The organism is Gilliamella sp. wkB108, from assembly GCF_001690195.1.
Taxonomy (GTDB): Bacteria; Pseudomonadota; Gammaproteobacteria; order Enterobacterales; family Orbaceae; genus Gilliamella; species Gilliamella apicola_L.
This window is the reverse complement of the sequence record NZ_LZGM01000020.1, coordinates 1-20,280: the sequence shown is the minus strand read 5'-3', so window position 1 is coordinate 20,280 and position 20,280 is coordinate 1. Positions and strand designations below refer to the sequence as shown.

General features: G+C 34.3%; 20 protein-coding genes. 19 read left to right on the top strand and 1 reads right to left on the bottom strand.

What is annotated here, in order from left to right; genetic code table 11:
- The first annotated feature begins 195 nt into the window (after positions 1-195).
- From A9G11_RS02835 to pmrB, 11 genes are all read left to right on the top strand, one after another.
- The gene (locus A9G11_RS02835) at positions 196-1,332 is read left to right on the top strand and encodes an iron-containing alcohol dehydrogenase (RefSeq protein WP_065618021.1); all 1,137 of its coding nucleotides are present in this window, start codon (positions 196-198) and stop codon (positions 1,330-1,332) included.
- Between the two features lie 28 nt (positions 1,333-1,360).
- On the top strand, positions 1,361-2,239 hold the full coding sequence (locus A9G11_RS02830) for a dihydrodipicolinate synthase family protein (protein WP_065618027.1): 879 nt from the start codon (positions 1,361-1,363) through the stop codon (positions 2,237-2,239).
- Positions 2,240-2,324: 85 nt separating this feature from the next.
- Positions 2,325-3,275: a phosphoglycerate dehydrogenase gene (locus A9G11_RS02825; RefSeq protein WP_065618020.1), complete on the top strand. Its 951-nt coding sequence runs from the start codon at positions 2,325-2,327 to the stop codon at positions 3,273-3,275.
- A 34-nt stretch (positions 3,276-3,309) separates the two neighbouring features.
- On the top strand, positions 3,310-4,590 hold the full coding sequence (locus A9G11_RS02820) for an MFS transporter (RefSeq protein ID WP_065618019.1): 1,281 nt from the start codon (positions 3,310-3,312) through the stop codon (positions 4,588-4,590).
- Between the two features lie 185 nt (positions 4,591-4,775).
- The gene (locus A9G11_RS14300; protein WP_065618018.1) at positions 4,776-5,603 is read left to right on the top strand and encodes an ABC transporter substrate-binding protein; all 828 of its coding nucleotides are present in this window, start codon (positions 4,776-4,778) and stop codon (positions 5,601-5,603) included.
- A gap of 6 nt (positions 5,604-5,609) precedes the next feature.
- Complete coding sequence (locus tag A9G11_RS14295) at positions 5,610-6,338, top strand: amino acid ABC transporter permease (RefSeq protein WP_065618017.1); 729 nt, start codon at positions 5,610-5,612, stop codon at positions 6,336-6,338.
- Between the two features lie 3 nt (positions 6,339-6,341).
- Positions 6,342-7,052 (top strand): amino acid ABC transporter permease, encoded by a 711-nt coding sequence (locus tag A9G11_RS02805; RefSeq protein ID WP_065618016.1) that lies wholly within the window; start codon positions 6,342-6,344, stop codon positions 7,050-7,052.
- Between the two features lie 600 nt (positions 7,053-7,652).
- Positions 7,653-8,192, top strand: a complete 540-nt coding sequence (locus A9G11_RS02800; RefSeq protein ID WP_176701225.1) for a phosphatase PAP2 family protein — start codon at positions 7,653-7,655, stop codon at positions 8,190-8,192.
- A 117-nt stretch (positions 8,193-8,309) separates the two neighbouring features.
- A complete protein-coding gene (gene eptA / locus A9G11_RS02795; protein ID WP_065618014.1) occupies positions 8,310-9,989 on the top strand; it encodes a phosphoethanolamine transferase EptA in 1,680 nt (559 codons plus the stop codon).
- The gene (pmrA, locus tag A9G11_RS02790; RefSeq protein ID WP_065618013.1) at positions 9,986-10,648 is read left to right on the top strand and encodes a two-component system response regulator PmrA; all 663 of its coding nucleotides are present in this window, start codon (positions 9,986-9,988) and stop codon (positions 10,646-10,648) included. Before eptA ends, pmrA begins: the two co-directional genes overlap by 4 nt.
- A gap of 34 nt (positions 10,649-10,682) precedes the next feature.
- Positions 10,683-11,774 carry a two-component system sensor histidine kinase PmrB gene (gene pmrB / locus A9G11_RS02785; protein WP_065618012.1) on the top strand — a complete coding sequence of 364 codons (1,092 nt, stop codon included), beginning with the start codon at positions 10,683-10,685 and terminating at the stop codon, positions 11,772-11,774.
- Here the strand turns inward: pmrB and A9G11_RS02780 are convergent.
- Positions 11,755-12,375 (bottom strand): YrbL family protein, encoded by a 621-nt coding sequence (locus A9G11_RS02780; RefSeq protein WP_065618011.1) that lies wholly within the window; start codon positions 12,373-12,375, stop codon positions 11,755-11,757. The two genes, pmrB and A9G11_RS02780, sit on opposite strands and share 20 nt — an antisense overlap.
- A gap of 277 nt (positions 12,376-12,652) precedes the next feature.
- On the opposite strand from A9G11_RS02780, the gene rplM reads away from it, so the two are divergent.
- From rplM to A9G11_RS14560, 8 genes are all read left to right on the top strand, one after another.
- On the top strand, positions 12,653-13,081 hold the full coding sequence (gene rplM / locus A9G11_RS02775) for a 50S ribosomal protein L13 (protein ID WP_034901369.1): 429 nt from the start codon (positions 12,653-12,655) through the stop codon (positions 13,079-13,081).
- Between the two features lie 11 nt (positions 13,082-13,092).
- Positions 13,093-13,485, top strand: coding sequence for a 30S ribosomal protein S9 (gene rpsI, locus A9G11_RS02770; RefSeq protein ID WP_034901366.1), 393 nt, complete (start codon positions 13,093-13,095; stop codon positions 13,483-13,485).
- A 606-nt stretch (positions 13,486-14,091) separates the two neighbouring features.
- Entirely contained in the window at positions 14,092-14,724 is a 633-nt protein-coding gene (locus tag A9G11_RS02765) for a glutathione S-transferase N-terminal domain-containing protein (RefSeq protein ID WP_065618010.1), read from the top strand.
- A 40-nt stretch (positions 14,725-14,764) separates the two neighbouring features.
- Positions 14,765-15,175 carry a ClpXP protease specificity-enhancing factor gene (locus tag A9G11_RS02760; RefSeq protein WP_141674331.1) on the top strand — a complete coding sequence of 137 codons (411 nt, stop codon included), beginning with the start codon at positions 14,765-14,767 and terminating at the stop codon, positions 15,173-15,175.
- Between the two features lie 185 nt (positions 15,176-15,360).
- Positions 15,361-17,274 carry an ABC transporter ATP-binding protein gene (locus tag A9G11_RS02755; protein ID WP_065618009.1) on the top strand — a complete coding sequence of 638 codons (1,914 nt, stop codon included), beginning with the start codon at positions 15,361-15,363 and terminating at the stop codon, positions 17,272-17,274.
- Positions 17,267-19,000, top strand: coding sequence for an ABC transporter ATP-binding protein (locus tag A9G11_RS02750; protein ID WP_065618008.1), 1,734 nt, complete (start codon positions 17,267-17,269; stop codon positions 18,998-19,000). The genes A9G11_RS02755 and A9G11_RS02750 overlap by 8 nt, the downstream gene beginning before the upstream one ends.
- A 64-nt stretch (positions 19,001-19,064) precedes the next feature.
- Positions 19,065-20,009: a CYTH domain-containing protein gene (locus A9G11_RS02745; protein WP_065618007.1), complete on the top strand. Its 945-nt coding sequence runs from the start codon at positions 19,065-19,067 to the stop codon at positions 20,007-20,009.
- Positions 20,010-20,040: 31 nt separating this feature from the next.
- Positions 20,041-20,280 (top strand): hypothetical protein (locus A9G11_RS14560; protein WP_218056021.1); only part of this gene is annotated, 240 nt, incomplete at its 3' end.

Genomic DNA, 20,280 nt, shown 5'->3' with positions numbered 1-20,280 from the left:
TTATACCGTTTTCTTGCAAAAAAGTGCAATTAAAATGATTAAATTTAATCATTTTAATTGTTTTGTGATCTTGATCCCGTTTTTAAATATTATATTTGTTCATTTATGCTATTTTAAAATATTATTAATGAGCAAAATAAATCAAATTGATTTTTATTGTTCATTTGAGCTTTAAAATACTAACCGGAGTTAATTATGCACATAAACACTGCGATCCTGAGTGGACAAGGGATATTAAAAGATATTCATTTTTTATTAAAAGAACGAAAACATACACTATTTATTACCGATAAAAATATTATCAATCTACCTTTAGTATCAGAGTTAATTAAGAAAGTTCAAGATACCGTACCGGTTGTGACTTTAGTTGATGATATTCCACCTGAACCAAGTCATCATGATGTCACTAATTTATTGAATAGAATGAAAGTATCTGACGCAGATCTTGTGGTTGGTGTTGGTGGGGGGAGTGTCCTTGATGTTGCTAAATTAATTTCTGTTTTATGTGTAAAAGACGCCAATATAACACTGACTAAGTTATTAGAAGGGGAAAAACCAACTAAACGCTGTACTACAATATTAATTCCAACCACAGCCGGGACAGGTTCGGAAGCCACCCCAAATGCTATTTTAGCCATTCCAGAAAAAGATACAAAACAAGGTATTATTTCGCCGGTCATGTTACCTGATTATGTCTGTTTAGTACCTGAATTAACCACTTCTATGCCAAATCATATCGCAGCATCGACTGGCGTTGATGCTTTGTGTCATCTGATTGAATGCTTTACTGCCAGTATTTCTAATCCTGTCGGTGACAATTATGCCTTGATCGGTATGCAAAAATTATTTAATTCCCTCGAAAAATCAGTCACCGACAAAAATGATATTGAGGCCAAACTTAATATGTTATGGGCTTCTTATTATGGAGGAGCCGCGATAGCTCATGCCGGCACTCATTTAGTTCATGCAATGTCTTATCCATTAGGTGGTAAATATCATATTGCACATGGCGTTGCCAATGCCATTTTACTTGTTCCTTGTATGGAATTTGTTCGTGATGCGGTGGTGGATAAATTTGCTCAGGCTTATGACTTACTACCAGATGCAGAACTAACACTAACTGCAGAAGAAAAATCTCACGCCTTAGTTAATTATTTTAGAGAGTTAGTAAAACGGTTGGCATTACCAACAAAACTGCATCAACTCAATATCTCTCCGGATAATTTGCCTTATCTCGTTGATGCTGCACTGGATGTGAAGCGATTAATGAATAACGTTCCTAAGAAAGTCACTAAAGAGGATGTGCTTTCTATCTATCAATCTCTTTTTTAAAAAAATTTAGCCTACAGGAGTAAACATGATGAGTAAAAAAATTGAAGGTATTTTAACCGCTATCGTCACAACTTTTGATGACAATGGTGATTTTTGTCCGAAACGGATGCGAAAACAAGTTCAACGTCAATTAACTAATGGCAATAGCGTTTTTTGTAATGGTACCAATGGTGAATTTTTTGTCTTAAGTACGCAAGAAAAAATTAAAGTGACTGAAGTTTGTGTTGATGAAGTAGCAGGTCGTTCACCGGTTATGGCTCACATCGGTGAGATCTCAACACGTGAAACAATCAAATTAGGTAAAGAGATTGAGAAATTAGGCGTTGATGCTGTATCAGTCATTGCACCCTATTTTATACCTGTTAAACAAGAAGAACTCATCTATCACTATACCGCTATAGCAGATGCGCTAACCGTGCCAGTATTTTTATACAACATTCCCGCTCGAACAGGTAACACAATTCAACCTGAAACGGCAGCTAAATTAGCGGAACATCCCAATATTTTAGGAATTAAAGATAGTGCAGGCAGTGCTGAAAGTTTGCAAGCTTTCCTTAATGTTGCTAATAAAATCGATGGCTTTGATGTGTTAACTGGTCCTGATTCATTGATTTATCAAGGTTTTGTCGGTGGCGCGGTTGGATCTATCTCGGGATTAGCTAACGTAGCGCCGGGATACATTAATGCCATTTGGAAGAATTTTAAATCAGGCGATTTGGATAAATCAAAAGCAGCACAAGATGCCGTGGGTGATTTAAGAAAGAATCTTTATGCAACAGTATTTTCACCAGCAGCCGTGAAAAAAGCGTTAACACTAATGGGCGAAGAGGTCGGTGTGAGCCGTTATCCAATTATGTTCTCGGATGAGCATATTGCGGCCATTAAAGATATTGTTAGCAAATTGTAATTTTCAATAAATAAAAAGCGGTGATTGATGTCTGAAGTTACTGCTTTTTCTTATCAATATGAAGTATCAAAAAAGGATATTTAGTATGAAAGTTATTTCTACATCACCTTCATTTGCAAAATATGATGCAACGCCAATTGAAGATCTTAAGAAAAATGGATTTGAATATCTCTCTTTTCCTGCCGATGTCTCGTTAGATGAATTAAAACCTCATCTGCAAGATACCGTCGCGATGATTGTGGCATTTACTCAAGTAGATGAGCAGTTGTTAAAGTTAGCCCCTAATTTAAAAATTGTGTGTAAGCATGGTGTTGGTGTTGACAATATTGACTTGAAAGCCACTAAAGAAAGAAATATCTGGGCAGTTAATGTACCGAATGCAAATAAACATGCAGTCGCCGATTTTGCCTTTACTCTTTTACTGGGTGCTGCACGTCAATTACCGCAAGCAGCAAGCAAAACAGCCAAAGGTGAGTGGCCAAGAATTTTTGCTACCGATGCCTATGGTAAAACACTGGGTATTTTAGGTCTAGGTAATATTGGTAAGCAAGTAGCGTTAAGAGCAAAAGGATTTAATATGACCGTGTTGGCCTATGATCCGTTCCCTGATGAAAATTTTGCCAAACAACATGGTGTTCAATATGTCACTTTAGATGAACTGACCCAACAGAGTGATTTTATTTCAATTCATATGCCGTTAATTGAATCAACCAATAATTTGTTTGATCTTACACGGATTCGGAAGATGAAAAAAAGTGCGTTTTTACTAAACCTTTCTCGTGGCGGTATTGTCAATGAAAGCGATCTTTATACTGCATTATCTGAAAATATCATTGCAGGTGCAGCTTCAGATGTTTTTGTACAAGAGCCTTTAACAAGTCATCCATTATTTTCTCTCGATAACTTTATTGGAACAGCTCACATTGCCGGTTATACCGACGGCGCGGTGAGTGCTATAGGGGAAAGTTGTGTCGAAAATATCATTAACACTATTGTTCATGGGCAGAAACCTATCAATGTAGTGAATGATCTATAACGCTGTATTTAATAGTAATAGATTGAGGTTTAATATGGATTTAATACCACAAAAAAAATCAAATGTTCGTTGGATTATTGCTGGGTTAATGTGGGCTGCAATCGCAGTTAATTATTTAGATCGTGCAATTATTGCAGCAGCAAGTCCTCATTTAATTAAAGAATTTAGCTTAACAGCAAGTGAAATGGGTTGGATTATGTCAGCCTTCTTTTGGACTTATGCACTTTTGCAAATTCCAGCTGGTTGGTTAGCAGATAAAATTGGACAAAAGACAACATTAGGTTGGGCAGTCGGTTGGTGGTCTGTTGCAACTATGTGTATGGGCATTGCTACAGGATTTAAGTCTTTACTGCTTATGCGTTTTATATTAGGTGCAGGCGAAGCAGCGGCTTATCCAAGTAATGCAGGAATAGCTTCACGCTGGTTCCCTGACAAAGAGCGATCATTTGTCTCTGCACTTTTCGATAGTGCTTCAAAATTTGGTGGTGCAGTAGCCATGCCATTAATTGTCTGGCTAATGTATCTGTTTGATTGGCGAATTACTTTTGCTATTTTTGGTAGTATCGGCATTATTTGGGTTATCTTTTGGATGATTTTCTATTCCGATTCTCCCGAAAAACATCGCATGATTAATAAAGAAGAAATTACCTATATTCGTGAAGGTCAAACCCAAAAACATGGCGTGGATAAAGGGGCGGCAATGAAGTGGTATCAGCTACTTCGCTATAAACCTATTTGGGCTATGTGTTTAGGTTTTTTCACCATTAATTATACTTCTTATTTCTTTATTACTTGGTTACCTACTTATTTAGTTCAAGAGAAAGGAATGGGATTAATTAAAATGGGCTTTGTCGCAACACTCCCTTTACTTTGTGGTATGGTTGCGGAAATGACAGCAGGTTGGATTTCAGATCGCATGCATAGTAGTAAGCGGTTTTCATTAACCTTTACTCGTAAGTTTATCCTATTACTTGGTATGAGCATGGCATTATGTGTGGGATTTGCACCATTAACTGATTCGATTGTTTTAACGGTTGTTTTATTATGTATTGCTCGTTCTGGGACAGCGGTTGCAGCGTCTCAAGTATGGTCTTTACCTGGTGATGTAGCACCTAAAAATATGGTCTCAACCGTTGCTGGTTTGCAAAATACTATTTCAAACTTTGGTGGTGCGTTTGGTCCTATTATCACCGGCGCATTAGTTGCTGCTACCGGTTCATTTGCTTGGGCATTAATATTCTCTGCGGTTCTGTTGGTGCTTGGAATGTTTAATTATCTGTTCTTATTAGGTAAAGTAAAACCGATCGAAACCTAATCACCACTTGATGAATCATCTTTAAGCTTCAAATGCACGCCAGAAATTTATGGCGTGTATTTTTTTTTACACTATCCCATATAATCCTAAGTTATAAGTATGTGAGTTTTTATTATTTAGTTAACTGATCCTTTGTTGATAGACTTTTAACGTACAAAACAAAAAGTTATTAATGGAGGATAAAAATGAAATCTTTAGTTAAACCATTTGCTATCGTTGCGCTGATAGGATCAATATTTACTGCCAGTTATGCACATGCTGACCGGCTTGATGATATTGAAAAACGAGGTCAAATCAAAATCGCAGTATTTGATAGTAATCCTCCATTCGGTTATATCGATGAAAAAACTAATAAAATTGTCGGGCTTGATGTGGATTATGCCAATGAAATTGCTAAAGCATTAAAAGTCAAAGTTGAACTGGTTCCGACAAATCCAGCTAATCGTATTCCTCTATTAACTTCTCAGAAAGCTGATTTAATTGTCGCTAATTTTACGGTAACCCAAGAGCGAGCTAAAACAGTTGATTTTAGTCTGCCATATTTTGCTACCGGTCAAAAATTTATTGCCCGCAAAGGGGTATTAAAAACCGCCGATGATATAAAAAATCTACGCATTGGTGCTGATAAAGGAACAGTAATGGAAATCACTTTACGTGAAAAATATCCGACAGCTAAAGTGATTTCATATGATGATACTCCGTTTGCTTTTGCTGCTTTACGTAACGGTGTTGTGCAAGCTATTACTCAAGATGATGCAAAGTTAATCGGTTTACTGGCTAATGTACCAGAGCAACAGCGCACTGAATTTGAAATTTCACCATTTAGTATCACTAAAGAGTATCAAGCGGTAGGTATTCCTAAAGGTGAAACACGTTTAAAAGAAAAACTGAATCAAATATTGTTAAAACTTGAAGCCGACGGTGATGCAGTAACTATCTATAATCGCTGGTTTGGACCACAAACTTCATCAGCTATGCCACGTGGTGATTTTAAAATAGGGCAAGTTGAGTAATTCATCATGTTTGAGCAGTTACTTGAACCACGTTATTTATGGTGGTTATGGGATGGATTTTTAGTTACCCTTGCCATTTCATTACTCACCATTATTCTGTCAACACTACTGGGTTTTTTATTAGTTATTGCTCGTCAAAGTCAATTTAGAATAATGCAATGGATAGTGATAGGCTATAATGCGATTTTTCGTTATTCACCATTATTACCGCAACTCTTTTTTTGGTATTTTGGTGTCGGTAATTTATTACCGGTTGAATTTAAATTGTGGTTATTTGAAGAGCCACAAATTCAGTTATTTTTTGTGACACTTAAAATGCCGTCATTTGAGTTTATTATCGGTTTAGTGGGTTTAACCTTCTACTCAAGTGCGTTTATTGCTGAAGAGTTTCGTGCAGGCATTTTAGGTGTCAAAATGGGTCAAGAGCAAGCCTCACTAGCATTAGGGTTAACTCGTTGGCAGAGTATGCGCTTTATTATTTTACCACAGAGCTTTCGTATCGCATTTTCACCACTAATTGGTCAATATATGAATATTATCAAAAATTCATCGCTGACTATGGCTATAGGTGTTTTAGAGCTTTCTTATGTATCTCGCCAAGTTGAAACCGAATCATTAAAAACCTTTCAAGACTTTGCGATCGCAACACTATTGTATATTTTGGCGATAGTCATGGTAGGGACAATAGGCAATATTTACCAAACTAAACGGCTACAGTTACCTAAGGAACAATAATTTATGGAATTTAAAGGTCTGGAGATCATATGGAATAACTTAGGTTATTTAATGTGGGGGCATTTCCCCGGCGGGATCTTCTTAACTTTACTAATGAGTTTGATTGCAATCGTGTTTTCAACCTTATTAGGTATCTTATCCGGCGTTACATTAACCGTAGCCAAAGGTATTTTTCGACCTTTTTTCGTTGGATTACTTGGTTTTTTAAGAGCGATTCCAGTGATAATGCTGATCTTTTGGACCTATTTTTTACTACCGGTACTGTTTAATATTGATGTACCAGCTATTGCAACTGTCATTTTTGCTTTATCATTGATTGGTGCTGCTTATATTGGTCATTCAGTTCATGCCGGAATGGTAGCTATTGCCAAAGAGCAATGGCAGGCAGCCTTTTCTTTGGGTTTGACTAAGCAACAAGTTATTGTCTTGATTATTTTACCGCAAGCACTCAAAATCATGTTGCCTTCTTTTGTTAATCAATGGGTTTCGCTTATTAAAGATACCTCGTTAGCTTATATTGTTGGTGTTACTGAATTTACCTTTATTGCCACACAAATTAATAATCGTAGTATGGTTTATCCAACGGAAATATTTTTATTTGTGATTGTTGTTTATTTTATTATCTGCTGGTTACTTAATTTTATAGTATCAGTAATGACAAATAACCGATTAGGCAATATTTATCCCAATCGCCGTCATTCACATGAAGAATGAAAAGTAATTTATTCTCTAAAATGATCTGCTCAACATTATTAATCTGTTAATTATGTAGTTAAAACGGATATAAGTCGTAAATAATGCATCAAACTATTTAAATTTATTTCTCTTGCTACAATTTTTATTTAATTATTATCGAGATTAACTAGGTTTTATTTTTATCAATTTGCCAATTTGGTGAATAATTTGCTTTCGAACAACAGAGTGAGCAAAAACAGTAAAGAAAGGGTGGATGGATCTTTACTCATGATTGCAAAAGAGTTATGGTCTTTGTTGTAATGTGAAAAAATCTTTATCCATTATTGCTATAATAATAGTAATGGTTAACTGGTTTTAGAGCTTAAAACAATGATTATTGATGCTATTAAGATAGCGTTAAGCTAACTAAGCTAACTTAATGTTTATGTAATTTAATTCCGAAAATTGTCATTTCATTTATTAAAAAAACCTTATTTATTAACACTTTTTCTTTTATTTAATTGATACATATAGAAAATTAATTCTGTCAGATAGTTTTTATTAAGGATCTCTTAAGGTTAATTGGTTAAATTGATTAAAAGTATAGTTAATTTAGGTAGATGTTTTATGTGGCACGATATGAATACTCAACTTTTTTTATTAATTAATGCCTCAGAGCAAGCATCAAAATTGTTTATCTTTTTCGCTATTTTTTGCGCCAATTATCTGGCGTATTTACCGGTAATCGTTATGGGGATTTATTGGTTTTATAAACCTTCGTATCGGTTACTGATTATGAAAATGGTGTTTAGCTTAGCTTTGGCATTTTTGGTGACGTTTATTATTCGTCATTTTTTTTATTCTCCTCGTCCTTTTGTGGTAAATATCGGGACTAATTATTTGTTACATGACAAAACCAGCTCATTACCTAGTCAGCATGCAGTTTTTGTTTGGACAATTTGTTGTGTAATTGGTTTTAATTACACCAATAGATTAAAAAAATTGTTATTTTTGTTCACGTTTGTTGCGATTTTAGTCAGTTGGAGCCGGGTTTATTTAGGCATTCATTGGCCATTGGATATTATTAGTGGTTTTATTGTTGGGTTCTTATCAGCATTTTTAATAAAAAAGCTTTGGCCTACTCTACATAAATTTCTGATTAGCCTGTTTATCCCATAACAAGGTTCTCATTACTCAATAAGGTAATCAAGATGTTATTTATTATCTAAATAACTGTAATTTCATGCACCTTCACTTATTTTGAGTGTTGGTTATAAGTTGAAAGTATAGGTTTTTATGAAAAAAATAATTCGAAAAATAACAAACTGTCCGATATCGCTCAATTTGCTTATTATCTGTGTGGCTTTCTATCAAGCCACCATTTTAAACGTGAGTTATTATAAGCAGGTATTAATTCGATTACCGCTTGATTCTTTTTCTAATATTGCCTTCTTTTTATCAATGCCGATGGTTGTGTTTTGTACTATTTTCATTTTATTAAATTTGTTCATAAATAAATGGATAATAAAAATAGTGGCTAGTGTATTGATATTTGTTAGCTCTATTTTTTCTTACTTTATGTTCAGGTTTGGTCTAATGGTTGATAGGAGTACATTGCAAAATACACTCGAAACCAATTTTGCTGAATCTTCCTCATTGATTACGTTTGAGTTAATTATTTATATCTTGTGTTTTGGTATTTTACCTGCCGCTATGGTTATTTTGATAAAAATTAAAAGTATTAAAATCGACCTATTTTTTGTATGCAAACATGTATTGATTATTTTCCTTACAATCATGTTTATCGGACTGATCGCTTTAGTATTTTATAAAAACTATGCCACTTTTATGCGGAATAATAATAAAATAATTAAATATTTATTACCTTCAAATTATATCAGTGCAGTCTATAGTCAATATCAATTTGAAAAATATAAAAATCTGCCGTTTTTAACTATTGGTAACGATGCTTATCGTCAAAATTCCAGCTTAGAGAGTCATAACAATAAAACCGTTATTGTTTTAATTATTGGTGAGACTGCTCGTAGCCAAAATTTTGCACTCAATGGTTATGCCAAAAATACAACACCACTATTAATTAAGCGTGATGATATTATTTCTTTTCAAAATACATCTTCGTGTGGGACGTATACTGCTTATTCTATTCCATGCATGTTTTCTAACATGACACGAAAAAATTATGATGAACGTCTGGCTTTGCACCAAGAAAATGTATTGGATATTTTAAACCGCGCAAAAGTTGATGTTGTTTGGTTAGATAACAATACCGGTTGTAAAGGGGTTTGTACCAGAGTACAAAATGAAAATGTGACTAAAAAATATGTAACGCGTAAAAGTGCATTGTGTCAAAATGATGTTTGTTATGATGAAGTGCTGATTGATGAGTTGACGGATAAATTAAATCATATTGATAACGATTCATTGATCATTTTACATCCTCTTGGTAGTCACGGTCCCAATTACTATCAGCGTTATCCGGATAAATTTAAAACCTTTACACCCACCTGTGATACCAATCAGATCAATAATTGCGATTTAGCAAGTTTGATTAATACCTATGATAATACAATTGTTTATACTGATTTTATTATTAATCAAACGATTGAATTGTTGCAAAAAAAGCATGATAAATTCAATTCAATGGTTATTTATCTCTCGGATCATGGTGAATCATTAGGGGAAAATGGTCTTTATTTACACAGTTTTCCTTATTCAATTGCACCTGAGCAACAAACCCATATTCCATTTATTATGTGGATATCTAATTCCTATAAGAAATTAAATCATACAAATATTCAATGTATTAAAGAACAGTCAAAGCAAGGTTCTTTTTCGCACGATAATTTGTTTCATACATTGTTAAGCATTTTTGATATTCAAACTAAAGAGTATACTAGCTCATTGGATATCTTAAATGATTGTAAAATCACTCGCCAAGAGGATAAAAGGTCATGAAAATATTAATTGTTGAAGATGATAGCCTATTACAAAAAGGGCTTTATACAGGTATAACCTCAAATGGCTATGTTTGTGAAGTGGCATCAAATGGTAAACAAGCAGAACAATATCTACAATTTGGGCAATTTAGTTTAATTATTCTAGATTTAGGTTTGCCCGATTGTGATGGTTTAGAACTCCTCTCTCGTTGGCGTAAAAATCAAGTCGAAACCCCCGTTTTGATTCTTACAGCACGCGATACCATTGAAGATAGAGTTGAAGGTTTAGATCTTGGGGCTGATGATTACTTAATCAAACCCTTTGCATTAACTGAATTATTAGCCAGAGTCCGTGCGTTAATTCGTCGTAATCAAGGTACAGCAGATAATGTGATTAGTTGTGGTCCAATTACTATTGATATTAAACAACAAAAAGTGACTTTGCATAATCAGGAGGTTATCTTAACGCCCAAAGAGTTCATTTTACTATCACGCTTAATGTTAAAAGCGGGAGAAAAAGTGCATCGTGATTTACTACAAAACGATCTTTATGATTGGCAAAGTGATCCGAGTTCAAATGTTCTTGAAGTTTATATTCACGGACTACGTAATAAATTGGGCAAAAATTTTATTCGTACCGTGCGTGGTTATGGTTATCAACTTAATGTTAATGAGTGATAAAATATTATAACTTGAATCAGATAATGAAATTATGATTACAAATTCTATTAGCAACATTCGCCATAGTATTCGTTGGAATCTGTTTTTTACTTTAGGTTCAATTATGCTTATTTGCCAAATAATTACGGTATTTTGGTTGTGGCATGAGAGTAAAGAGCAAATTGATGTATTAGTGAATCTAACCCTTAGTCAAAATAAAATTGATGAAGTAGTTGAACATGAGGAACTTGAAGCCATTTTTGCTTTATTTTGTTCTGCGTTTTCTATGATGATTGCTACACTATTTTTAGCGTATAAAGCGATTAAACGGATCACTAAACCTTTAGAAATTCTTGAACAAGATTTAAATAAACGTACTGAAGACAATCTTAAACCTATCGATCCGATCAGTAACATGCGTGAGATCAAATCAATTACCTCTGTTTTGAATAATCTATTCGATAGATTGAGCAACACGCTTTCACAAGAACGGCTTTTTACTGCTGATGTGGCTCACGAAATGAGAACACCATTAGCTGGTATTCGTTTACATTTAGAGTTATTAGAAACCAAACAAAATATAGATTGCCATGAATTGATTGAACGTATTGATCGGTTAGTTAATACGGTTGAACAGCTCTTAATGTTAGCTCGCGCTAGCCAAAAATTTACCGTAGGTCAGTATCAACGTATCAATTTTTATCATAATGTTATGATCCCTTTATCTGATGAATTAACGGAATTAACACTACCTAAAGGGCAGATAGTTGAGTGGAATATTGCTAATAAAGAGTTAGCTTTTAATGGTGATGATACCTTGATTAGATTGTTAGTTCGTAATCTGGTTGAAAATGCGCATCGTTATAGTCCTGAACGAACAAAAATTGTTATTAGTTGTTATCAAGATAATAAAGACACCTTAATCACGGTTACCGATGAAGGCAGTGGAATTGATGAATCTAAAAGTGAAAAATTAACCCAAGCCTTTTTCCGTATGGATCGTAAACATAATGGAATAGGGCTTGGTTTGAGTATTGTCAATCGTATCGCTAAATTACATCATGGCCTATTTACGCTTAATAATAGGCAAGATAATGTTAAAGGTGCGATTGCGCAATTAAGGCTTACTGGTTCACCTCGTTAACTAAATCTTTGATAAGTGAATTATGCTGATTTTCACGAATAAGTGATTTTAAAAATCGTTGCCATGTTCTTTCAATTTTGGCGGTGGCAAAAAATGAGATGTAATTTGCAATTGGTATAAATGTTGAATTACCGATATTGTCGATAATAATCAGACGATTTTTTTCAGGTGTTAAATGCTGAAACAAAATATTTTTACTTTTGATCGTCATGGTAATAATGCGATCTTTTAATAATGATGATTTTAACGCTTTTAATGACACCACTAAAGCCGCATAGTACTGTTCAGTTAGCTGTTGATCAGCCAAATATTTTTCAAGTGAGGTAGAGGTTTTACCATCATAATCACGGATCAATTCAAAAACTTGGCCTTCGCCATAATTAGTGGATACAGGACCATAATATTTCGCTAACACATCCCAAGCGATATTTCGTTTAATTAGGTGATTATAATAGGCTATTTCACGGTTAGTCTCTTCTTGCGCACCTTCATTATAATTCACTTTGATACATTTATTGGCATCTTGTGGATGATGATAGCATTTTCGATGTAACCCTTTGCTGATATAATCTTTATCAGTAAGTTGAATTGTATTGTCCATATAAATTACTATTTGGTTTATTAAATTTAGTTTAAGAGTTTATCAGGTAGTGTTTTATCTCGCCATAATTTTTATTTTAAGTCCTAGCACTTTTATTATAATTCTGTATAATATTGCAACCCACGTTACAACAGCGTTCTTCCCAACGCTGTTTTCGGTTGTAAGGGTTAGAATAACAACTTGAAGGGGTTAGTTATTTTAATTGTAGCAATCAAAAAGTGTAAATAAATCAAATGATTTATTAACGTGAGATTAATCAAATTTTGGATAATTACGAATGAGTACTTTTTCAGCTAAACCAGAAACAGTTAAACGCGACTGGTATGTTGTAGATGCAGCAGGTAAAACGTTAGGTCGTTTAGCTACTGAAATCGCAAGCCGTTTGCGTGGTAAACACAAAGCAGAATATACACCACATGTTGATACAGGTGACTATATTATTGTTATCAATGCAGAGAAAGTTGCTGTAACAGGCAAAAAACGCACTGATAAGATCTATTATCGTCATACTGGTTACATCGGTGGACTTAAAGAAGCGACTTTTAAAGAAATGATTGAACGTCATCCTGAACAAGTCATCGAGATTGCTGTAAAAGGCATGTTACCGAAAGGTCCTCTTGGTCGTGCAATGTACCGTAAACTAAAAGTTTATGCTGGTAGTGAGCACAATCATGCGGCACAACAACCGCAAGTATTAGATATTTAAGGGGATAGAAGATGGCTGATAATCAATATTACGGTACTGGTCGCCGCAAAAGTTCTGCTGCTCGTGTATTTATCAAACCAGGTAGTGGAAATATCGTTATTAATAAACGTTCATTAGAGCAATATTTTGGTCGTGATACCGCTCGTATGGTTGTAATGCAACCATTAGAGTTAGTTGAAATGACTGACAAACTTGATCTTTACATCACTGTTAAAGGTGGCGGTATTTCAGGTCAAGCAGGTGCAATTCGTCACGGTATTACTCGTGCGTTAATGGAATATGATGAAACATTACGCTCTTCATTACGTCAAGCGGGCTTTGTTACTCGTGATGCGCGTCAAGTTGAACGTAAAAAAGTGGGTCTACGCAAAGCACGTCGTCGTCCACAATTCAGCAAACGTTAATTGCAACGTTATCAGAACGTTACAGAATTGTTTCAAAACCCAACTATATGGTTGGGTTTTTTTTATGTCTTAAAATTACTTTTCTCAAGAAAATAATCCAATAGAGTGAGTATTACAAAAATTACCTACTATTTTGCTATTGCAAGTTAGATTAAGATTAGGAAGATATTAACAGTCTATACTCTTTTTATACTTAAACGTATGGTTTTCCTGAAACTTTTAGTCAGAACTCATTATGGGAGTAGGGATTAAAAGGATAAGGATATTTTGAAAAAGTTACAAAATTGTTTCAAAACTCAGTTGTGGCAGATGTTTTTATGTCTTAAAAAAGCATCAAGTATAAAGAAAATAATAAAATAGAGTAGGTTATCTCAAAAATTAGCTATTATTTGGTTATTGTCGTAGGGGTTAATATTGGGAATCTATTGTTATTCGATAATATTTTTATACTAAAACGTATAGCTAACCTGAAACCTTTTACCAAAAAAATTGTTGTAAAAAGAAAGATTAAAAGAAATATGATTTTTTTTAACAAATTTGTTATCCAATTTGCTAGAATAAGAATCCTCTAAACTTATTTTTCAATTTTGCATATTTGGAGTGAACATGGTTGTTGCTGTTAATAAACGTTCTGTGATGACATTATTTTGTGATACAACAGATATATACGGCCATCAGATTCGTTTTGTGCTGGCAGAAAAGGGTATTACTGCTGAGATTGAGTTTGTTACCGCAGATAATTTACCTCAGGAATTATTGGATCTTAATCCATATGGATCAATTCCGACATTAATCGATCGTGATCTGACATTGTATGAACCTCATATTGCCCTTGAATACCTTGATGAACGTTTTCCTCACCCACCATTAATGCCTGTTTATCCAATTGTACGGGCTAATTCTCGTTTAACAATGTATCGCATTAAAAAAGAGTGGTACAGTGCTTATGAAACGATTATAGCTGATCCAAATAGTGAACAAGCGAAAGTTGCACGCAAAAATCTACTAGATGATTTAGTCTCTATTTCTATTATGTTTAAAGAGAAAGAGTTTTTTATGAGTGATGACTTTACTTTGTGTGATTGCTATTTTGCACCATTACTTTGGCGCTTACCTATGCTGGGTATTGAATTGCCAAAAGTAGCGGAAAAAAATTATCTTGGCTATATGGCACGAATTTTCGAACGTCCAGCCTTTGTCAGTTCATTAACTGAAGAAGAGAAAAAAATAAGAGCATAATATATCTAATTTGTAATATTGATCCGACAAGGTAGTATTTATGGAGTATAACCAAATGACCCCGCGTCGTCCCTACTTATTTAGGGCTTTTTATGACTGGATTTTAGATAATGAATTAACACCATACATTGTTGTTAATGCTTCAATTACAGGTGTTATAGTTCCGCAAGAGTTTGTACAGGATAATCATATCGTCCTCAATATTGCACCTTATGCGGTAGGTCAATATTCTGTATCTAATGAACAAATTGAATTTAATGCTAGATTTTCTGGTGTGCCACAACATATTATCGTCCCCATGGCAGCCGTTGAAGCTATTTATGCACGTGAAAATAATGTAGGTATTGGTTTTGAAGATGAGCCTCAATATCAAATCGCCCGCGAAGCACCAGCCCAAGCAGAAGAAAAACCTGAAGCAAAATCAACCAATCCTTTCCGAGTAGTAAAATAGTCAAATCTTAATTTACGCTGTTTATTCTTGTTCGCCTGAAGCGAGCGGGAATAAATCATTCATAATCATAAAATAATCCATGATATTAATAGGTGTGAGTTATCGATTTTAAGTATAAAAATGCTTGTTATTTTGTTTTACTTTATCGATAATGATAATTATTTTTATTTGTGAGTGGTTATTTTATGGAATCACGTAACAAAACACCGGTGGCTCGTCTTTGGGAATTAGCCTTTACCTATAAAATATTAATTATTTTTGCCTGTATTTTTTCCATTCTGAGTGCTATCTCTGCCTTTTTGCCGTTTATTGCTGTCTATTTTATTATTTATGAACTAATTATTAGCTTAAGTACTCATAGCGCCTTGAATGTGGAACTGATCATTAATTATGGTTGGTTAGCTTTTATTGCTGCTACTGCAACCATGCTGTTAGATTTTATTGCACTGTGCTTTTCACATATTGCGGCTTTTAGAACACTTTATCGACTTAAATATAATTTTGTACGTTATGTCTCTTATCTACCATTAGGATTTCACTCCCAGCATGCCAGTGGTGAGTTACGTAAAATTGTCGATGATGATATAGAAAAGATTGAAAAATTTATTGCTCATCAACTGCCGGATATTGTTGGCTCTTTTGCCTCACCCGTAGCGATTTTGGTTATTTTAGCTATCTTCGATTGGCGATTAGGCTTAGCAACTTTAGTCCCTGTCATTCTTGCCTATGTAGTATTAATCAGTGGTTATCATCGAAAAGAAATCAAAACAAATATGCAAGAGTTTCAAAAACGATTAGTTGATATGAGTAATACTTCAGTGGAATATATCCGAGGTATTGCGGTGGTAAAAGCCTTTAATCAGACCTTTTTTTCGTTTAAGCGTTTTTATGATGCTATTAAGGCTTACCAAATATATTGCCTTAAATTTACTTACTGCTTTAAAAATCATATGGCATTTTTCTTATTGATTTTAAATAATATTTATCTGTTTATTCTTCCTGTAATTATTTTTCTGTGCGGTTATGTTGATAATTATGCTAACTTTATTTTATCCGCTGTTTTTTATCTTATTTTTTCAGTAGCGTTGCCGGTGCCGTTTTTGAAATTAATGTATGTGACCAGAGGCTTGCAACAAACTGCTGAAAGTCTTACAAATATGGATAACGTATTAAATACTCCTTGTTTGGTTGAGCCGGAGAGTGGTTTTGAGGCAGATCAATATGATGTTTGCTTCGATGATGTCAGTTTTTCATATGAACAAGATCCTAATCAACAATTAGTAGCAATCGATCAGCAAGCGACTAGTAGCGCTGAGAAGGATAATAGCAAGGTTACTAATGCAATCAATCATATTTCATTTACCGCCAAGCAGGGTAAGATAACCGCATTAGTAGGGCTTTCTGGTAGCGGTAAAAGCACCATTTCACTACTTATACCTCGATTTTTTGATCCTAATCAAGGAAAAATTACTATTGGTGGTGTTGATATAAAACAGATGAAAAATGATTATTTGCTTTCGTTAGTGAGTTTTGTTTTTCAGGATGTCTTTATGTTTAAACAAACCATATTGGATAATATTAAAGTGGGTAAAACGGATGCTTCTTTAGAGGAAGTTATTACAGCAGCCAAAGCAGCTCAATGCCATGAATTTATCGAAACATTACCTAATGGATATTACTCAATCATTGGATCACAAGGTTTACATCTTTCCGGTGGAGAAATGCAACGTTTAGCTATTGCACGTGCGATATTAAAAAATTCTCCTATTCTGATTCTTGATGAGGCCACCTCATTTGCAGATCCTGAAAACGAATATAAGATCCAATTAGCCCTAAAAGCGTTAATGAAAGATAAAACCGTAATTATGATTGCACACCGTTTATCAACGATAAAAGATGCCGATCAAATTATTGTATTAGATAAAGGGAATATTGTTGAAAAAGGTTTACACCAACAACTCATTGATAATGGTGGATATTATTATCGAATGTGGCAATTTTATCAGCAAACATTGGATTGGCAGATGAATCAATCCACAATGGAAGCTACAACAGATGCGGGTAATAACCTTCACCAACACGAGGTGTCTCATGTTTAAGCGATTATTAATGTTGTCAGATACAGGGAGTAAAAATCTTAATCAAGCTATTATTGCCTGTATTATTTCTAATCTTACTTTAATGCTTCCGTTTGTGATCTTACTGCAAATCATTGTCTTACTTATTTCTCCTTTAACCGCTAATGTAACATTAAATGTGGGTTATTTATGGGCAATGGGGGGCGTTGGTATCCTATCTGCTTGGCTTTTTCTAATCTGCTATAAAAGAGAATATAAAAAGACTTATGAAAGTGCCTATAGTGAGGCAGCCAATACCCGAATTGAGGTAGCAGAGCGTCTTCGAAAGTTACCATTAAGTTTCTTTAATCGTAAGGATCTTTCAGAATTGACCGCCAATATCATGGGCGATTGTACGACAATTGAAACGATGATGAGTCATGTCGTACCACAAATAATAGGTTATTCTTGTAGTAGTATTATCGCATGTGGATTAATGGCTCTTTATGATTGGCGAATGGCATGTGCGATCTTTAGTACCTTACCAATAGCATTGTTAATTGCAATTGTGGGAAAACAGATAGAGAAGCACTGGGCAGAAAAACATGTCCAAGCAAAATTGGCGGTGTCCGATCAAGTTCAAGAGTACCTCGATGGGATTAAAATTGTTAAAGCATTTGGACTCAGTGGCGAAAAGTTTAAGACTCTTGATAAGACGCTTAAAAATATGATGTGGGCTGCCATTAAATTTGAAGGTATTGGAGGGATATTTGTCACACTATCAGTGATGGTTTTGCAAGTAGGTCTAGGTATTGTTGTTCTAGTTGGTGTTAAATTAATGATTGCGGGGAGTTTATTGCCTATCGATTTTTTAGCCTTTGTGATCATCAGTTCACGTATTTATGGTCCTTTAATTTCGGTATTAACCTTGTTACCAGAACTATTTTATATGCTGGTATCAATTGAGCGTATGAAAAATCTACAAACAGAACCAATCATGGAAGGACGTGAAGATGTTGTTTTTGATGATCTGACCATTAATATTGATCATATCAATTTTTCCTATAATCAAACACCAGTGATTTGCGATTTAAGTTGTGTCATTTCTCCAAACAAAATGACAGCACTTGTTGGTCCTTCAGGCAGTGGTAAAAGTACTTTATTGCAATTAATTGCGCGTTTTTGGGATGTAAATAGCGGGGAAATTCGCCTTGGTGGTCATGATATCAAACAGATCGATCCAGAAACATTAATGCGTTCAATGGCATTTGTTTTCCAAAATGTAGTTTTGTTTGATGATACCATTTTGAATAATATCCGTATTGGTCGTTATGATGCCACTGATGAGGAAGTAAAACTTGCAGCCAAAAAAGCCCGATGTGAGGAGCTTATAGCCCGTTTACCTGATGGTTGGAATACCTTAATTGGGGAAAATGGTAGCAAGCTTTCCGGTGGTGAACGTCAACGTATTTCTATTGCCCGAGCATTATTAAAAAATGCGCCAATTATATTACTTGATGAAGCAACTGCCTCACAAGATCCAGAAAATGAGGTTTATATTCAACAAGCTATCGCTGAGTTAGTTAAAAATAAAACGGTGATTGTGATTGCTCACCGGTTAAAAACGATTATTGCAGCAGATCAGATTATTGTATTGGATAAAGGCACCATTGTTGAGCAAGGTGATTATCAGCAATTAATGGCTAATCATGGATTATTTGCCAAGCTTTATTCATTACAAAAACAGAGCTTTTCAGTTACTCGTTGATTCGGTTTATTTTTTATTTTAATCAGTATATGATATAGCAAAATTACTGAAATAAAGCCGATTGATGAGTAGCGAAATTGAATTAAAATTTGAAATTAATCAGAATGATATTGGTAGCTTGCAACTCTTTTTAAATCAGTGGGCAAGCAGTGATGAAGCGGAATTTATGCCTCATTCTGCTAGCAAGCGAATGTCAAGCTACTTAAAACTGGCTAATACCTATTATGATACTGCGGATTATTATTTACGTCATAATGGTTGTGGCTTGCGGATAAGAAGTTCTTGTCTGAATAACCATGCAGAACAATTTGAAATAACTTTAAAGCGTGATAGTAAATCGTTAGCGGGTTTACACGAACGAGCTGAATTTAATGTGCCTTTACCAAGTTCAGCGTTAGATTTATCGGTATTACCTTGCAAGGCATTGCCAGAAAATTGTGATATTGAGCAGTTGCAGCAAGATCTAACACCACTATTTACTACTGATTTTAAACGCCAGACGTGGTTAATTTCATTTGCTAGCAGTGAAATTGAAGTCGCTTTAGATATGGGTGAAATTATCGCCAATCACCAATCCAAACCAATCCAAGAAGTTGAATTGGAACTCAAACAAGGTAATCAAAACGATTTACTGAATTTTGCTATTGAGTTAAGTCGATTTCATTTACATCTTTTTTCACAAAGTAAAGCGTCCAGAGGCTATCGTTTATTACAGGATCTACCGCTAATCATGTGCCGTTTAGATCCTGCAATTGAACCAAGCTTACCAGAGTTATTAAAATTCTGGCAACAAAATGAAGAATATGCGTTACAGACAGATGATTTAACATTTTATCAGCAGATGTTGAACCAAGTAAATCGAGGGTTAACTGGCAAAAATCTTTCTATAGAGCCTGAACTTTATCAATGGCAAAAGGCTTTATTGTCGATTAGTTCTGTCGCTGAGTTTGCCTATAGTGAGGTTAATACTAAACTAAAATTAATGTTGATTGCACTCGTTACTAATTAATTAACCTCATCGCATTTTAAGGAAAAAATAAATGAAGTTATCATTTTTTAAATTACCTTGTTATATAGTGTTATTTTATTGTTTGTTTGACTTCATTTTATACAATTTTGCTTTTATTGATGGAAGCAATATTGAAACTGAAACTTTAATGACGCTTGAGCGTGCAGATTTATTTTTTAAATTTTTTATTTATTATAATTATTACCAGTTACCATATATATTGTTGGTTTTTATTGTTTCAGCCGTGAGTTTGCATAGATTTTCTGTTCAT

Excerpts from the sequence above, each read along its gene's own strand:
- A9G11_RS02830 (WP_065618027.1), top strand. The coding sequence starts at position 1,361 with ATGAGTAAAAAAATTGAAGGTATTTTAACCGCTATCGTCACAACTTTT.
- A9G11_RS02835 (WP_065618021.1), top strand. The coding sequence starts at position 196 with ATGCACATAAACACTGCGATCCTGAGTGGACAAGGGATATTAAAAGAT.
- A9G11_RS02750 (WP_065618008.1), top strand. The coding sequence starts at position 17,267 with ATGTTTAAGCGATTATTAATGTTGTCAGATACAGGGAGTAAAAATCTT.
- A9G11_RS02765 (WP_065618010.1), top strand. The coding sequence starts at position 14,092 with ATGGTTGTTGCTGTTAATAAACGTTCTGTGATGACATTATTTTGTGAT.
- A9G11_RS14300 (WP_065618018.1), top strand. The coding sequence starts at position 4,776 with ATGAAATCTTTAGTTAAACCATTTGCTATCGTTGCGCTGATAGGATCA.
- pmrB (WP_065618012.1), top strand. The coding sequence starts at position 10,683 with ATGATTACAAATTCTATTAGCAACATTCGCCATAGTATTCGTTGGAAT.
- A9G11_RS14295 (WP_065618017.1), top strand. The coding sequence starts at position 5,610 with ATGTTTGAGCAGTTACTTGAACCACGTTATTTATGGTGGTTATGGGAT.
- A9G11_RS02805 (WP_065618016.1), top strand. The coding sequence starts at position 6,342 with ATGGAATTTAAAGGTCTGGAGATCATATGGAATAACTTAGGTTATTTA.
- rplM (WP_034901369.1), top strand. The coding sequence starts at position 12,653 with ATGAGTACTTTTTCAGCTAAACCAGAAACAGTTAAACGCGACTGGTAT.
- A9G11_RS02825 (WP_065618020.1), top strand. The coding sequence starts at position 2,325 with ATGAAAGTTATTTCTACATCACCTTCATTTGCAAAATATGATGCAACG.
- A9G11_RS02755 (WP_065618009.1), top strand. The coding sequence starts at position 15,361 with ATGGAATCACGTAACAAAACACCGGTGGCTCGTCTTTGGGAATTAGCC.
- A9G11_RS02780 (WP_065618011.1), bottom strand. The coding sequence starts at position 12,375 with ATGGACAATACAATTCAACTTACTGATAAAGATTATATCAGCAAAGGG.
- eptA (WP_065618014.1), top strand. The coding sequence starts at position 8,310 with ATGAAAAAAATAATTCGAAAAATAACAAACTGTCCGATATCGCTCAAT.
- A9G11_RS02800 (WP_176701225.1), top strand. The coding sequence starts at position 7,653 with ATGAATACTCAACTTTTTTTATTAATTAATGCCTCAGAGCAAGCATCA.
- rpsI (WP_034901366.1), top strand. The coding sequence starts at position 13,093 with ATGGCTGATAATCAATATTACGGTACTGGTCGCCGCAAAAGTTCTGCT.
- A9G11_RS02760 (WP_141674331.1), top strand. The coding sequence starts at position 14,765 with ATGGAGTATAACCAAATGACCCCGCGTCGTCCCTACTTATTTAGGGCT.
- pmrA (WP_065618013.1), top strand. The coding sequence starts at position 9,986 with ATGAAAATATTAATTGTTGAAGATGATAGCCTATTACAAAAAGGGCTT.
- A9G11_RS02745 (WP_065618007.1), top strand. The coding sequence starts at position 19,065 with ATGAGTAGCGAAATTGAATTAAAATTTGAAATTAATCAGAATGATATT.
- A9G11_RS02820 (WP_065618019.1), top strand. The coding sequence starts at position 3,310 with ATGGATTTAATACCACAAAAAAAATCAAATGTTCGTTGGATTATTGCT.